10 protein-coding genes are annotated in these 14172 nt (G+C 70.7%); 4 read left to right on the top strand and 6 right to left on the bottom strand.

Going from position 1 to position 14172, the window contains the following annotated elements; all coding sequences use genetic code 11:
- The first annotated feature begins 312 nt into the window (after positions 1-312).
- The gene (locus tag Pla133_RS05965; protein WP_145063474.1) at positions 313-1041 is read left to right on the top strand and encodes a GDSL-type esterase/lipase family protein; all 729 of its coding nucleotides are present in this window, start codon (positions 313-315) and stop codon (positions 1039-1041) included.
- Between the two features lie 546 nt (positions 1042-1587).
- Entirely contained in the window at positions 1588-3885 is a 2298-nt protein-coding gene (gene katG / locus Pla133_RS05960; RefSeq protein ID WP_145063472.1) for a catalase/peroxidase HPI, read from the top strand.
- 133 nt (positions 3886-4018) lie between these two features.
- On the opposite strand, the gene Pla133_RS05955 is transcribed toward katG, so the two are convergent.
- From Pla133_RS05955 to Pla133_RS05940, 4 genes are all read right to left on the bottom strand, one after another.
- Positions 4019-5644, bottom strand: coding sequence for an IPT/TIG domain-containing protein (locus Pla133_RS05955; protein WP_145063470.1), 1626 nt, complete (start codon positions 5642-5644; stop codon positions 4019-4021).
- 176 nt (positions 5645-5820) lie between these two features.
- Positions 5821-6318, bottom strand: coding sequence for an SRPBCC family protein (locus tag Pla133_RS05950; RefSeq protein ID WP_145063468.1), 498 nt, complete (start codon positions 6316-6318; stop codon positions 5821-5823).
- Entirely contained in the window at positions 6315-6650 is a 336-nt protein-coding gene (locus Pla133_RS05945) for an ArsR/SmtB family transcription factor (RefSeq protein WP_145063466.1), read from the bottom strand. The genes Pla133_RS05950 and Pla133_RS05945 overlap by 4 nt, the downstream gene beginning before the upstream one ends.
- Before the next feature lie 83 nt (positions 6651-6733).
- The gene (locus Pla133_RS05940; RefSeq protein WP_145063464.1) at positions 6734-8218 is read right to left on the bottom strand and encodes an SGNH/GDSL hydrolase family protein; all 1485 of its coding nucleotides are present in this window, start codon (positions 8216-8218) and stop codon (positions 6734-6736) included.
- Positions 8219-8402: 184 nt separating this feature from the next.
- Between Pla133_RS05940 and Pla133_RS05935 the strand changes: the two genes are divergently transcribed.
- Positions 8403-9392, top strand: coding sequence for a hypothetical protein (locus Pla133_RS05935; RefSeq protein ID WP_145063462.1), 990 nt, complete (start codon positions 8403-8405; stop codon positions 9390-9392).
- Between the two features lie 66 nt (positions 9393-9458).
- On the opposite strand, the gene Pla133_RS05930 is transcribed toward Pla133_RS05935, so the two are convergent.
- Both Pla133_RS05930 and Pla133_RS05925 read right to left on the bottom strand, forming a co-directional pair.
- On the bottom strand, positions 9459-10784 hold the full coding sequence (locus tag Pla133_RS05930; protein ID WP_145063460.1) for an NPCBM/NEW2 domain-containing protein: 1326 nt from the start codon (positions 10782-10784) through the stop codon (positions 9459-9461).
- 38 nt (positions 10785-10822) lie between these two features.
- Positions 10823-12769 carry a hypothetical protein gene (locus Pla133_RS05925; protein ID WP_145063458.1) on the bottom strand — a complete coding sequence of 649 codons (1947 nt, stop codon included), beginning with the start codon at positions 12767-12769 and terminating at the stop codon, positions 10823-10825.
- A 141-nt stretch (positions 12770-12910) separates the two neighbouring features.
- On the opposite strand from Pla133_RS05925, the gene Pla133_RS05920 reads away from it, so the two are divergent.
- A complete protein-coding gene (locus Pla133_RS05920; protein ID WP_145063456.1) occupies positions 12911-14158 on the top strand; it encodes a right-handed parallel beta-helix repeat-containing protein in 1248 nt (415 codons plus the stop codon).
- The last annotated feature ends 14 nt before the right edge of the window (positions 14159-14172 follow it).

Below are 14172 nucleotides of genomic sequence, written 5' to 3'. Positions count from 1 at the left end.
AGGATGCCCGGAGGCTTGGGGACTTGGCTTGGGTTGGTGGGGTCGTGGGTGGTCGCGGTGCCGAGGGCCCGCGGCTGAGGCTTCACGCCCCGCTGAGGACGGGTCGGTCTTCACGGTGCCGCCAGCCGGTGAGAGGCGGCCGCTGGCCGCCCGTTGGGCGTGCTGGGCGCGGATCCTGGTGACGGATGTGGGCCAGGCGCGCCGACGACGCGTTTCCGCTGCGACACTCGAAGGAGTGTGCAACGACTCCAGCGGCGATCGGGGTCCGGGAAGTGATGCCAAGTTCCTGAGTCCGGACATTAGGTTGACCCGGTGCCTGCATTCCTTCGCATCGCGCTCGTCGCCGCCTTGATGGCCGCGGCCTGCCGCCCATCCCACCGAACCCTACCCGCACCGGCGCAGGAGGCCCCGACCCCTTGGGCTCAGGAGATCGAGGCGTTCGAACGGCAGGACCTCGAGCGCCCGTTCGACAAGGGCGGCGTGGTCTTCGTAGGCAGCTCGAGCATTCGCCTGTGGAGCAGCCTGCAGGAGGACATGGATCCGGTCCCCGTCCTCAACCGCGGCTTCGGTGGATCGCGGCTGGCCGACTCGGTGCGCTACTCCGACGTCCTGGTCGGCAAGCACGATCCGAGTCTGGCGGTCGTCTTCAGCGGGACCAACGACCTCGCTGGCAGCGACGCCAAGTCAGCTGACGAGGTCGTCGAGCTCTTCCGCCTACTGGTCGAGGCACTGCGCGCGTCCGATGCTGACCTGCCCATCGTCTACATCGCGATCACCCCGACCCTGGCCCGTGAGCAGCACATCGAGACGGTCCGCGACGCCAACAGGCGGATTCGAGCCGTGTGCGACGCGGACGAGCGGCTCGAGTTCATCGATCCCACCGCCGACCTCGCGGACGCCGACGGCCGGCCCGATGCGCGCTACTTCCGCGCAGACCGCCTGCACCTGAACGAAGCGGGCTATGCCATCTGGACCGACCACATCCGGCCGGTGGTCCAGGGTCTCTACGAGCGCGAGCAGCGGTCGACCGTCCAACGGTAGGGACCGGGCGGGCCCACAGGCGGGTCAGGCCTGCCCCCGTGGGACCACCGCGCCCCCGCGATGTGTCCCCGGTTCCGAAACAGGTGCGGCTCTCCAAGCCCCCCGGCCGGCCCGAGCCGAGTGCGCCGCTGGTGTCAGCGCTCCCGGTCGCCACGGCGAAGCCCGCCTCGGCGTCGAGGCGAGGGTCCGCCGGGGAATTAGTGTCCTGGAGCCGCCCACCCCGGACGCGAGATCCCGACGCCGAGTACCCACACGGTCCGCCCCAGCTCCGATCCCGCGGGACCCGTGGCCGGCCGTAGCAATCCTCGACAGTCGCTGGCCCCGGGCCTCTGCCCCGGCGACCGGCCCATCAGACCGAGTACTCAGGACCATAAGGGGATCAGATCAGGATTGCGGACCGTTCGTGGCCCAAGATGACGCCCACGACGCGCGCTACCCATGCCTGCGGCGCCCTACGACCCTGGCTGCGATCGCTCGGAACGGGCATGGCCCCCTCCACATCTGGCAGGGAGCGCCCTCCAGCCACCGCGTCCCAACGGAACGACCATGACCCCCACCCAACAACTCACTTGCGTCTCGGCGAGCTTCGCGGCCCTGCTGATCGCCGCCTGCGCCTCGCCCCAGGATTCTCGCTCCATCGGATCGCTCGAGGCGAACGCTTCATCAACCGCTGAATACCACGTCGACGAAGCCTCCTACGGCGATGCCGATGAAGACCCGATGTCCAACCAAGACTGGTGGCCCAACCAGCTCGACCTGCGCGTCCTCCACCAGAACTCGCCGGCGAGCAATCCACTTGGTGAGGACTTCGACTACGCCGCGGAGTTCGCCAAGCTCGACGTCGCGGCCCTGCGCGCCGACATCGAGGAGCTGATGACGACCTCGCAGGACTGGTGGCCGTCCGACTACGGCCACTACGGGCCGTTCTTCATCCGCATGGCCTGGCACAGCGCCGGCACCTACCGCGTCGCCGACGGGCGTGGCGGCGCCGGCGACGGCACCCAGCGCTTCGCGCCCCTCAACAGCTGGCCGGACAACGCCAACCTGGACAAGGCGCGTCGCCTGCTGTGGCCGATCAAGCAGAAGTACGGCAACAAGATCTCCTGGGCCGACCTGATCGTGTTCACCGGCAACTGCGCCTTGGAGTCGGCGGGCTTCAGGACGTTCGGCTTCGCCTTCGGCCGCGAGGACGTGTGGGAACCCCAGAGCGACGTCTACTGGGGGCCCGAGGGCACCTGGCTCGCGGACCAGCGTTACTCCGGTGATCGCGACCTCGCCAACCCCCTGGCCGCGGTCCAGATGGGCCTGATCTACGTCAACCCCGAGGGCCCCAACGGCAAGCCCGATCCCCTCGCCGCCGCCAAGGACATCCGCGACACCTTCGGTCGCATGGCGATGAACGACGAGGAGACCGTGGCTCTGATCGCCGGCGGTCACACCCTTGGCAAGGCCCACGGCGCCGCGACGCCCCAGGGCAACGTCGGCCCCGAGCCCGAGGCCGCTGGTCTCGAGGAGCAGGGCCTGGGTTGGATCAACACCTACGGCAAGGGCAACGCCGAAGACACCATCACCAGTGGACTCGAGGGCGCTTGGACCTCGACGCCCGACCGATGGTCCCAGGGCTACCTGGCCAACCTCTACAACTTCGAGTGGGAGCTGACCAAGAGCCCGGCCGGCGCCCACCAGTGGACCCCGAAGGGTGACTCCGCGCCGAAGAACGTGCCGGACGCCCACATCCCCGGGAAGTTCCACGCGCCGATCATGTTCACGACGGACCTGGCGCTCAAGCTGGACCCGATCTACGGGCCGATCTCCAAGCGCTTCCACGAGCACCCGGACGAGTTCAACGCCGCCTTCGCCAAGGCCTGGTACAAGCTGATCCACCGCGACATGGGTCCGGTCTCGCGCCTGCTCGGCGACGACGTGGCCCCGCCCCAGTTGTGGCAGGACCCGATTCCGACCTTCGACCACGCCCTGATCGGTGACCGCGAGATCGCGGCTCTGAAGTCGAAGATCCTCGACTCGGGTCTTTCGACCTCGGACCTGATCGCCACCGCTTGGGCCTCGGCCTCGACGTTCCGCAGCAGCGATATGCGTGGCGGCGCCAACGGCGCGCGCGTGCGACTCGCCCCCCAGAAGGACTGGAAAGTCAACGACCCGGCGCAGCTCGCGCAGGTGCTCGGGACGCTGGAGCGCATCCAGTCGGACTTCAACGGCGCCCAGACCGGCGACAAGCGTGTATCCCTCGCCGACCTGATCGTGCTGGGCGGCAACGCCGCGGTAGAAGCCGCGGCCAAGCAGGCCGGCCACGACGTGCTGGTGCCCTTCACCCCGGGCCGCGCGGACGCTTCGCAGGAGCAGACGGATATGGAGTCTTTCGCCGCCCTCGAGCCGGCCGCGGACGGCTTCCGCAACTACGTGGGCGACTCCCCCTACCGTCGCCCGACGGAGATGCTGGTGGACCGCGCCCAACTGCTGAGCCTCTCGGCCCCGGAGATGACTGCCCTCGTCGGTGGTCTGCGCGTCCTCGGCGCCAACGCCGCGGACTCCAAGGCCGGCGTCTTCACCGACCGGCCCGGCGCCCTGAGCAACGACTTCTTCGTCAACCTGCTGGCGATGGGGACCGAGTGGAAGGCGGCGTCGGGCTCCGGCGACCTGTTCGAGGGTCGCGTCGACGGCAAGGTCAAGTGGACCGGCAGCTCGGTGGACCTGCTCTTCGGATCGAACTCGCAGCTGCGCGCCATCGCCGAGCTCTACGCCAGCGAGGGCGGCGAGCAGAAGTTCGTCAATGACTTCGTCGCGGTCTGGAACAAGGTCATGAACCTCGACCGCTTCGACGTCTGATTGCGCCGCGAGTCCTGCTCGCCCGCTCGCGGGCGACCTCGGTTCGTAGCCGACTGGGTTGAGTCGATCAGGCCGGACCCCTCGGGGTCCGGCCTGAGTCGTTGGTGGCTCGGCGGTTGCTACCCCGGATCGATCACGGAAGGACGATCGTCGCTGTGTTGGAGAAGGCCACCTGCGGGCCAGCCGGCGGGAGGCAGAGCACGGCAGCCTGGGCGTGGAACTCGGTGCCGGACGGGAACGCGCCGGCGGGGATGGGCACCGCGAGGCTCGGCAGAAAACTCAGGGAGACGGTGCCCAGCACACCGTAGAAGAGCGGATCGAGGCCGAAGCTACCGTGCACACCGGGGATCGTGAGGGGGCCTGCGAGGTTCGGGCTCCACAACAGCCAGGCCGTCCCGCTGGCGCCGCCCGAGCTGACCATCAGGTTCGCCTGCAGACCGATGAACTCGGTGACCGAGGCGGTGAGCCCGGGCGCCGCGAGCAGGCCGCCGGGAATCGCGACGGAGGTACCCGCGTGGTCGAACGTGACGTCGAGCTGCCCCGTTTCTACGAGGTGCCCCGCGGGGATCGTCACCTGGACCTGGTTCGCGCTCTGAACCTGCCCCAGCAGCGGGGGCGAGCTCCCGAACGTGACCGTCGCCGGTTGAACCGGGTCGAAACAGCTCCCCCACAGGCTGATCGTGCGGTCCTCGTACCAAAGGGCCGAACTCGGACTCAGGAACGACAGGTGCGGTTCGGCGGAGTAGCTCGTCAAGCCGTCGCTGCTACCCGACTGGTAGACGGCGCCCTGGAACGTCGCCAGGGAGAGGTTGGCGAGCACCGGCTGTAGCTCGTCGTGGCCGAGTTGCTGCCAGATACCGCCCACCAGACGCGCGGTCTGCAGGCACGGACCGCCCGAGAAGGCCTGACAGAAGGTCTTCCACTCGCCGGCCGCGAAGGGCACGCCGTCGCGCACGGCCACGGTGCTGGCCGCGATCGACGTCGAGAGCTGGATCTGCCCCAGGTCGCTCCAATCGACACCTCCGAAACGGTAGACGCCGCCCGCGGCCGCGTAGAGGCGATCGCCGCTGCGCTCGAGGTCGAACACCGCGGGCAGGTTCGTCGGAGCCAGGGGCGCCCAGGTCAGGCCATCCCAGCGGCCGACATTCTGGAAAGCCGCGCCGCCGACGCCTGAGAACGACCCCGCGGCGACCAGGTTGCCGGCGAAGGTGGCGAGGTCTTCGACCCTGCCGTCCAGGCCGGGCCCGAGGGGCTGCCAGGCGGCGCCGTCGAAGCGCGCAATGTTCGACGCTGCCGTGCCGCCCGCTGTCGCGAAGATACCACCCGCGTAGAGCTCGCCCCCCAACTCGAGCAGCGCCCGGACCTCGTCCGTGCCGGCGGAACCGATGCCCGCGCCCAGGGGTTGCCACAGGACGCCGTCGAAGCGCGCGACCCGCGCAGCCGCGACCCCGTCGACGGAGGTGAACGAGCCGCCGACGACCAGACCGAGCGAAGTCTCCGCCAGGGCCGCGATCGCCCCGTCGAACCCGCCGGGGAGCAGGGTCCACGCGCTGCCGTCGAAGGTGGCGACGCGGTGATCGGATCCGCCCTGGGGCACGGTCCCGACGACGTACAGGGCTTGGTTGCCCCCGAAGGCGCCCGACTCGGCCAGGGGCGAGCCATGCACCGGACCCGAGCAGAACTGCTGCGCCTGCGAAGGCTCGCCGAAGGAACCGAGGCCGAGACCGACCAGCGCGAGGGCGAGGCGAACACGTTGCATGGGAACTCCAAGGCTGCGGGGCCGTGACCCCGGGGGCAAGAGGGAGCAGGCGTCTGAGCTGCTACAGGAGCTCGATCGTCACACCCCCGAGGCACGACCCTAGCAGACCCCGCGGGCCGCGGGGGCGCCGGGGTCGACCCCTCCAATGGGACCTTCGACCCCGACGCCCTCCCGGCTCACATGGACTTCGCCAAGGCCACCAGTTGGTCGAGTGCCTTGCCCCAACCCTCGTGAAAGCCCAGCTGCTCGTGCTTCGAGCACGTCGCAGCCGTCGAGTGCATGGCGATGGCCGTGTACCGGGTACCGGTCCCCTCGGGTGCCAGCAAGATGAACGCAGTGAAGGCGAAGGACATGTCGTCCTGCCGATCCAGCAGCGCGGGACGGTAGCCCGGAATGAGGCTGTTGGTCCACACCAGGCGTCTCGCTGGAACCACCTCCAGATAGCAGCCCTCGTTGGGGAACTCCTCGCCCCCGGGCGAACGCATCACGGTGGAGAAGGCGCCGCCAGGCCGCAGGTCGATCTCGCACTCGACCGTGGTCCAGGGCGCGGGCGTGAACCAACGCTTGAGGTGCTCGGGCTCGGTCCAGGCCCTCCAAACCAACTCGGGCGGCACGTCGACGACGCGCTCGAGGACGAGGTCCAACTCGGGGTCCGTCACGGGTAGTTCGCTCATGGGTTCGCCTGCATCTCTCCGAGGTAATCGTCGAGTTGATCGAGGCGCGCCTCCCAGAGGCTGCGCTGCTGTTCGAGCCAGGCGCTGGCCTTCGTCAGGCGCGCCGGCACCACGCTCACGGTCCGTACTCGCCCACGCTTCTTCGTGCGCACCACGCCGCTGGCCTCCAGCACCTGGATGTGCTGCAAGAAGGCGGGCATGGACATGTCGAAGGGCGCCGCGAGTTCGCTGACCGGGGCCGGTCCGCGTCCCAGGCGCACCACCACCGCTCGTCGCGTGGGGTTGGCCAGGGCCTGGAAGACTCGGTCGAGGGACTCGGTGGCGGGGCTCACGGGGAGCGATACTGCCCCGCGACTTCAGTTAGGTCAATACCTAAGTATTGGCCGAGGCGGACGGCACGTCTCGACCCACCCGGTCAGTCCGCGGTCCGGGCCGTGGTCGCCTCGCCGTCCGTCGTGGGGAGCTCGAGGTCGAGCAGCGGTCCGACGACCCGCGCGACCGCCGCAGCCACCAAGCGGTGCCCGTCGGCGTTGTAGTGCCACGGATCGTCGAGCTGCACCAAGGTCGACCCCGACCCCGCGTAGTCGGCCGTGACTCGCTCGATCTCGCCCGCGCGCACGTAACCCCGCTCGCGGATCGCCGCGGCGAGCTCGGCCATCGGTGCGTCGAAGGCCGCCGCCGCGTCCACGACCCTCGCGCTCGCGCCATCGGACGCAAGGGCGGGCAGCCACTCGTCGCGCCAGTAGGCCGTCGGACCAGGTGCCTCGCTGACCAGTTGGTCGGTGGTCGGCAGACCGATCACGACCAGACCTCCGCCCCAACCCTCTACCCGCTCCACGATCTCCGCCAGGCGCGCGCCGCGGATCCGCCGCAGCCCGGCGTGGCGCGCCGCGTGTGGGTCCTGGATGAAGTCGTGGTGCATGAAGTCCCACACCTCGGCGGGCGTGCTGGACTCGAACGCCGACCACAGGGAGAGCAGCAGCCCACGCGCGTCGTCCGGTGCCCAATCGCGCGCGAAGCGCTCGAAGACCGACACCAGGATGCCCGGCACGTCCGTCTCCGGCGCGCCGGCGCAGGCGACCCCGACCGCTGCCTTCAGCTGCGCGATCGCCGCTGCCTGGACCCCGGCCTCGAGCTCGTCCGCGATCACGGCCGAAGTGGCGTCCAGCAACGCCACCCAGAACCCCCGACGCACCCCGTCCGCACCGGGCTCGGGCTCGCTGCGGATGTCTGCGATGCGGTTACGTAGGAGCGAGTCGAGCAGCATGTCGTGGATCGCGGTCCGTACCACCAGGCGTCGCAGGGGATAGTCGGCCAACTCCCGGGTCGGTGCCATCAGCCCCATGTCCCGCGCGGTGACGGGCCACAGGACCAACGCCGGCTGGCCCGGTGCTACCTGGTCGTCGAACACGCGCGCCATCTGCTCGAAGGTGTAGCCGGCGACCGCGAAGTTCATCACGACCGCGTCGCGCCCCGGACCCAGGGCTCCGTCCAGCGCGGCCTCCAAGACGCGGGGCCAGGTCTGCTCGACCTCGACGCCAGTTCCGTAGGTCAGCGAGTTGCCGAGCACGGCGACCCGCAGCGGCCCTGCCCCCCCATCGGGCGCCAACAGCTCGGACCAGTCGCGACCGTCCCGAAAGCCCTGACCGTTGACGTACTCCCGCACCCGCAGGGTCTGCCCGAGCCGCGCCTGGTGCGGGATCAACTGCCAGCTGTAGCGCGGCGAATTCTCGAACAGGGTCTGGAGCCCGTAGCCGCCCAGGTGTCTCAGCGCGAACTCGGCGAGCAGGAGCAGCCCCACGAAGCTGATCGTGCGCGGCCCCACCGCGAGGGCCGTACCCGCGGTCGTGGCACTCGGCGTCGACCGTCGTTGCGCCTGCGGAATGGGTGCTCGTGCCATGGCAATGGGGCGGCGCGCGCGCGGCCGAGCGTCGAGCCTATCCCACGGCGGCAGGCTCGAAGCCGCGGTCCGCGGCAGATCCGCGGACCAGAAGGCTCGGAGATCGGCGGACCCCTGGCGAATCCGCCGCGGTTAGCGTGGGCCGCCACCCTGGATTCCCCCGGCCGCCCGACCCCGACCACCGATGAAGAGCGCCCTCAGTTGCCTGCTCCTGTGTTCCGCCCTGCCGCCGCTGCTCGCCCTGCGACCCGCGGAACCCGATGGCGCCGATGAGTGCGAGCGGATTGGCGCCGCCCTCGGTCTCGAACTTGTCGAGTTCGCGCCGATGGAGCCCGCCAGCGAGGCGCGCTTGGCCCAGGTGGACCGTGCCACCGGGACCACCTCGACGGGCGAGGTGCGGTTGTTCCGGGCGCGGCTCGCTCCGCCCGCCGATTCGACGTCGCTCGTGATCGCCTGCCAGCCCCTCGAAGGGTTGGCGCCGGCCGCCACGGCGATCCTGGCCTTGGACCAGGAGCGCGCCTTCGCCGGCGCCGCCGTGGTCGACGCTTCCACGCAACCGATCGAGGCTTGGGCGAGCTTCGCCGCCAACCTGCGCTTCGCCCGGCTGCCGCGGCTGTCGGACGCTCGGCCGCGAACGGAGCTGGCGACGATTCGGCAGCGCTGCGAGGGCGACGACAGTGACGACGCGCGGTTGACCGTGGCCCTACTCGACCTGCTCGCCTGCATGCACGAGCAGGCCTCGGTCTTCAACATCCCCGCGGACACCAACCCGCTCACGCTGAAGGAGCGAGCGGAGATGCTGGCCGATCGGTACGGCCGGGTCGCCGAGCTCGCGACGCCGGTGGCAGCCCTGCTCGACGACGGCGCCGCGCGTTTCGTGGAGCTCGCCCTCGACTCCCGTTCGACTGCGGCGATGGTGGCCGATGCAGGGGGACTGATGGACCGCGACGCGCGCCGGGCCCTGTTCGGCAACTGCAAGGCTTGCCACGAACTGCCCCTCGGCGACGAGTCTCTCAAGCGGCGCTTCGCCCGGGAGCGCGAACGCCTGGGCATCGGGGACGGCTACTTCCAGGTCGGCCACGACCTGCGCGTTTCCCACGCCGACAGTGAGGCAGCCCAACGGGTCGCGGACGCCATGCGGCGCGCGGCCCTCCTGTTGAACCCGGCTCCCTGAGGACACCGCCGATGGGCGTCGACAGATCGAGTCGTCGACGCTCGAGCGTTCGGATGCCAAGAAGGATCAACGCGCGATGAAGCCGCAGTCGACCCAATCCGCATGGTCGCTGTCGATGCCGGAATCGGCCTCCAACACCCTCAGCGTGAGTTGTTCCGCGCCCTCGAAGATCGGCAGGTCGAAGTGCCAGCGTTCCTGGGTGCGGAGCGTCGGCGAGCTCACCGCGACCTCACCGTCGATCAAGACCTGGAACACCACGCTGCAGACCGCGCGTCCGGCGACCTCGTCGTCGAGGCCGGCGACGGCGACGAAACGGCCATATCCGGGCTCGAGCGCGAACACGATGTCCGACTCGGCGTGGGTGCCGATGCCCCTGGCGAAGGCCTCGCCGTCGAGCGACAGGGGCCGGCCTTCGATCGATTGGTCGCGGCGCGGATCGCCGCCCCAGCCGGAGGTGGCCGAGAGCCAATCGAGGTCCGAGAGGTGCAGCTGCGGAAGCGGCGGGCGCGGGCCGCGGCCGGGGAAGAACAGCCGTTCCTGCTCGGCCCAAGCGGCGTGCAGCGCCTCCAGATCGGTGGGCGCAGGCACCTCCAACAGGGGCCACAGGGCCTGCGCCACGCGGTAGCCGATCGTGACGTGGTCGCCGTCGGTGTAGTGGTAGCCCGGGTCCAGGTCGGACGTGACCACCAGCGCCGCACGGGGGTCCGCCGCGACCACGTCCGCCTGGGCCGCACGCACCACCGGACCGCCGCCGCCGTTGTCGTCCCAGGCTCCGGAGTCGTTGATCTGGACGACCACTACCGGCAGGGCAGGCGTCGCCGTCGCCGCGCGCACGTCGGCGATCAGCTCGCGCAGGGAGGCCTCGTAACCATGCTCGCGCCCCTCGAAGCTGTCGCTCTCCCCTTGCAGCCAGACGAAGCCGCCCAGCTCGAAGGAGCCGCCGGCCAGGGCCTCGGGGCAGGCAGCTTGGGGTTGTGACAGGACGCGGCGCAGGCGCTGGGCCATGGCCTTGTAGAGGTAGCCGATCTCCCCGCCCACGCGGGCGACGGTGCTCGGCGGACGCCAGTCGTCGCTCAGGGTCGTGCCGCCCACGGCGACCTTGACCAGCAGCACCGGGGCCTCGAAGCGCTCGCCGAGGGCGCGGCCGAGGCTCAGCTCGAGCCCGACTTCATAGCCGGTACCCGGCGCGAGGGGGCCGCACGCACCGCGCCAGGAACACCACACGTCGTCGCGCGGCTCGACCAACTCGGGGGCGTACTCGCGCACCCACGCGGAGCTGGTGTAGCCCTCCATGTTCGACTGACCGGCGAGCAGGAAGACCTTGGTCGGCGCGGGGGCGGATTCCTGAACGGGGGGCGCGAGCAGCGTCAGGGCGAGGGCGAGGCTGAGCATCCAGGCACTCTACGCCGCGCGCGCCCGAGCAGCAGGCTTCAGGGCTCGCGCTCGAGCTCGATCACCAGCTCGGTCAACTCGTGGGCGCGGACCTCCACGACCCGCTCGCCCGGGGGCAGGAAGCCGGGGATCGCGGGGACCGTCACGCCGTACTCGCCCGGACGGTCCACGTACACGGCGGCGAACCCCACTGCCGAGCCATCGCCACCGAGTGTGCTGGTCTGCCCGGCGGTCGTCATGCGACCTTCGTGGTCGATCGCACGCACGGTCGTCTTCCAGGGGTTCACCGGGAACTCCCGCTCCCCCTCGCGCGCGACGATCCGCACCCCCTGCAGGCGTTCCAGCTCGAGCACGTGCACGCGCGAGCCCGGTCCCACGGTGACCGTCTCGTCGGGGGCGGCGTAGCCGTCCAAGAGGGCCGAGATCACGAGCTCGCCGATGGGCGCGCGGATCACGTAGCCGCCGCGCTCCTCGTCGTAGACCGCGCCCCTGGACGAGAAGCCGCCCGAGTTCTCCGGGCGCGGCGTGTGCCAGGTCAGGCTCAGCGGCGTGAGCTCGAGACCCGACTGGGAGTCGACCACGCGCACCAAGAGTTCCCCCGGCGCGCCGACCTCGAAGCGCACGTCGCGCAGACCCTCGGGCGGAAGGTCTACGGCCATGGCGATCCCCAAGGGATCGATCGAGAGCACCCAGCGACCCGGCCGCAGCAGGCCCGCGTCGAAGGGGTACTCGTCCTGGGTACCGAGGCGGGGCTCGGCGGGCAGGTCGAGGTTGAAGTTCTCCTGCGGGTCGAAGATGGATCCACCGACGAGTCCGAGCGCGAGGACCTTCGCATCGAGTTCCCAACCCGGCGGGAGCACGACGACGCCAGCGAGGGGCGCGGGCTCGACGTCGGCCGGACGCTCGACCGTGATCTGAAGGCGCGACATGGCGCCGGCGACGATCTCCACCTGCCCCTGACCCTGGAGCACGGGCTTCGCGCTCCGATCGCCGAGTTCCACCGTGACGAAGAGGTCGCCCACGGGCATGCCGGTGAAGGTCACGGGCCGCCCCTCGCCGAGGATCATCGCCTCGGCGATGGGCGGCGCGCCCTCGCGGATCCGCACCCGCACGAAGGAGCCCGGTGCCGGCCGATCGCCCACGAGGCTCACCTCCAGGTCGCCGCCGGGGATCAACGCCAGGCGCGTCTCGCCGCCCCGTTGCAGGTCGACCTGGGTCAAGCCCCAGGCGTGGGCCGCGGTGCGCGCGTAGACCGCGGCCAGGGGACTCGCGAACTGGAAGTCGGAAAGCTCCAACTCGATCGGCGAGTCGCCGTGCATCAACAATTCCGGCGCCACCGGTCCGGGGTGCAAGGGCAGCATCAGGCGCATGCCGCCGCGCGGGTAGAGCTCCACGCTCGAGAGGTCGGCGCCACTGCCCGCGTCGACCACGCGCAGGGTGGTCGCGGGCAACCAGCGGACCAGGAGCAGGTCGGGCGCTTGATCGGCGGCGTCGGGCTCGACAGGCAGCACGCCCCGGCCGCCGAGTTGACCGGAGTTGGCGGTGACGCGAGTGTCGGGCGCTTCGTCGAGGCTGAAGAGCCCCTCCCGCACCTGCACGTCGACGTAGTCCCCGACGTCGTCATGCCACACGTTGACGGTCAAGGTCCCGCTCTCGGCCCCATGCACCGCGCCGTCCTGGTCGAGGACGTGAACCCGGAAACGTCGCTGCGGGTGCACGTTCGGGGACGCCTGGTTGGGGTCCGGCGCTTCGGATGCGCGTGTGGCCTCGGCCGGGAGCTGCCCGCGCGCCCCCTCGATCGCGGTCGAAGCTGGCGCGCTCAGCGGCGGGTCCGAGCGCTCCGCCCCGCCGACCGACTCGATCGCAGGCGTCGGGCCGGGCTGTGACGGTTCACTGTCCCTGCCGTCGATGAACCACCAGGCGCCACCGAGTACCAGGGCCGCCAGGGCCAGAAGAAGCAGGGTCGGGGTTCGATTCGTGCCCATGGTCAGGGTGCCAGGCGGCCGCGCGAGCCTAGCGCGCCTGACCGCGGGCCCGGGTAGAACTCCTGCAAGAGTGCGCGCGCGCGCCGGCCCTAGACTGGCGACCGACCGATCCGTCCCACCGATCCAACCCCAGGCCCGACCATGCCCTCGATCCAGGTCCTCGCCCTGACGTCGATGTTCGCGTTCCCCGCGGCGGCCCTCGCCCTCGGACAGGTGCACGTGGTCGACGCCAGCGGCGCGCCCGGTGCCTTCACCGACCTGCAGGAGGCGATCTTCGCGGCCCAGGACGGCGACCTGATCCTGGTCGAGGACGGCACCTACTCGAGCTTCACGATCAGCGCCAAGGGGCTCACGATCGTCGCCGACACCGGGGCCGCGCCGGTCGTCGTCGGGCGCGCCGAGATCTCGGGCACGGCGGCCGGCCAGGACATCCTGATCCGCGGTCTGGAGCTGCGCACGCCCCTGTTCGAGCCGGGCTCGAGCGTGACCTCGACCCTCGGCACGGTGGAGTGGGTCGACTGCGTGATCCGCAACGGCAACATCGGCCAGGGCTTCGCGCCCGAGGGCCTGGCGCTGACCGACTGCGCACAGGTCGTGTTCGCCGGTTGTGAGCTCCGCGGTTCTCCCGCCGGCTTCCCCGGCGCCGGCAGCGGGCTGGAGTCCTTCAACGCCTTCGTGCAGGCCTACGACAGCCTGTTCCAAGGGGCCCAGGGTGCCCTCGGCGAGCTCGGCCACGGCGGGCACGGGGCCCGTGTGACAGGTGGGGTGCTGTTCGCAAGCGGCTGCACGTTCGCGCCCGGCGACGGGGGCAACGGGGTCACGATCTCGACCCAGTTCATGACCAAGTGCAAGGACGCCGGCGACGGCGGGAGCGGCATCCTGCTCGAGCCCAGCGCGACGATCCCCGTGCCGGCGTTCCTGGCACTGGACTGCACCTTCGGCGCGGGCGACTTCGGCAAGGCGACCCTGGCCACCTGCGTGGATGGCGTCCCGGGCCAGGAGATCGAGCTGCTGGCGGGCGTTCACCTGCCCCTGCCCGGCACGGCGCGCTCGTCCGTGGCGTCCTCACCGGTGCGGTTCGGCGGCCAGGTGCAGCTCGACCTCACCGGTGAAGGCGGGGACCTGGTGCTGCTGGCGGTCGCCCTGGGTCCGGGTTCGGTGCCCCTCGCCGGCGAACTCGACCCGTTCGTCGTGGATCCGATCACGAGCGTGTTCACGCTGCTCGGCGCCCTGCCGGCCAGCGGTGAGCAGACCTTCTCCTTTCCGGTGGCCTCGGTGCCGGGCGCGGCGGGCGTCAACCTGTGGCTACAGGGTCTCTATCTGAGTACCGGACTCGAACTCTTCCTGGGGGCGCCCAGCGCGACCAGCCTGATCCCGGCGAGCTTCTGACAACCCGTCCGAGA

Origin of the sequence: Engelhardtia mirabilis, assembly GCF_007748095.1 — a bacterium.
Lineage (GTDB): Bacteria > Planctomycetota > UBA1135 > UBA1135.
This window is presented reverse-complemented; position numbering and strand designations above follow the sequence as displayed.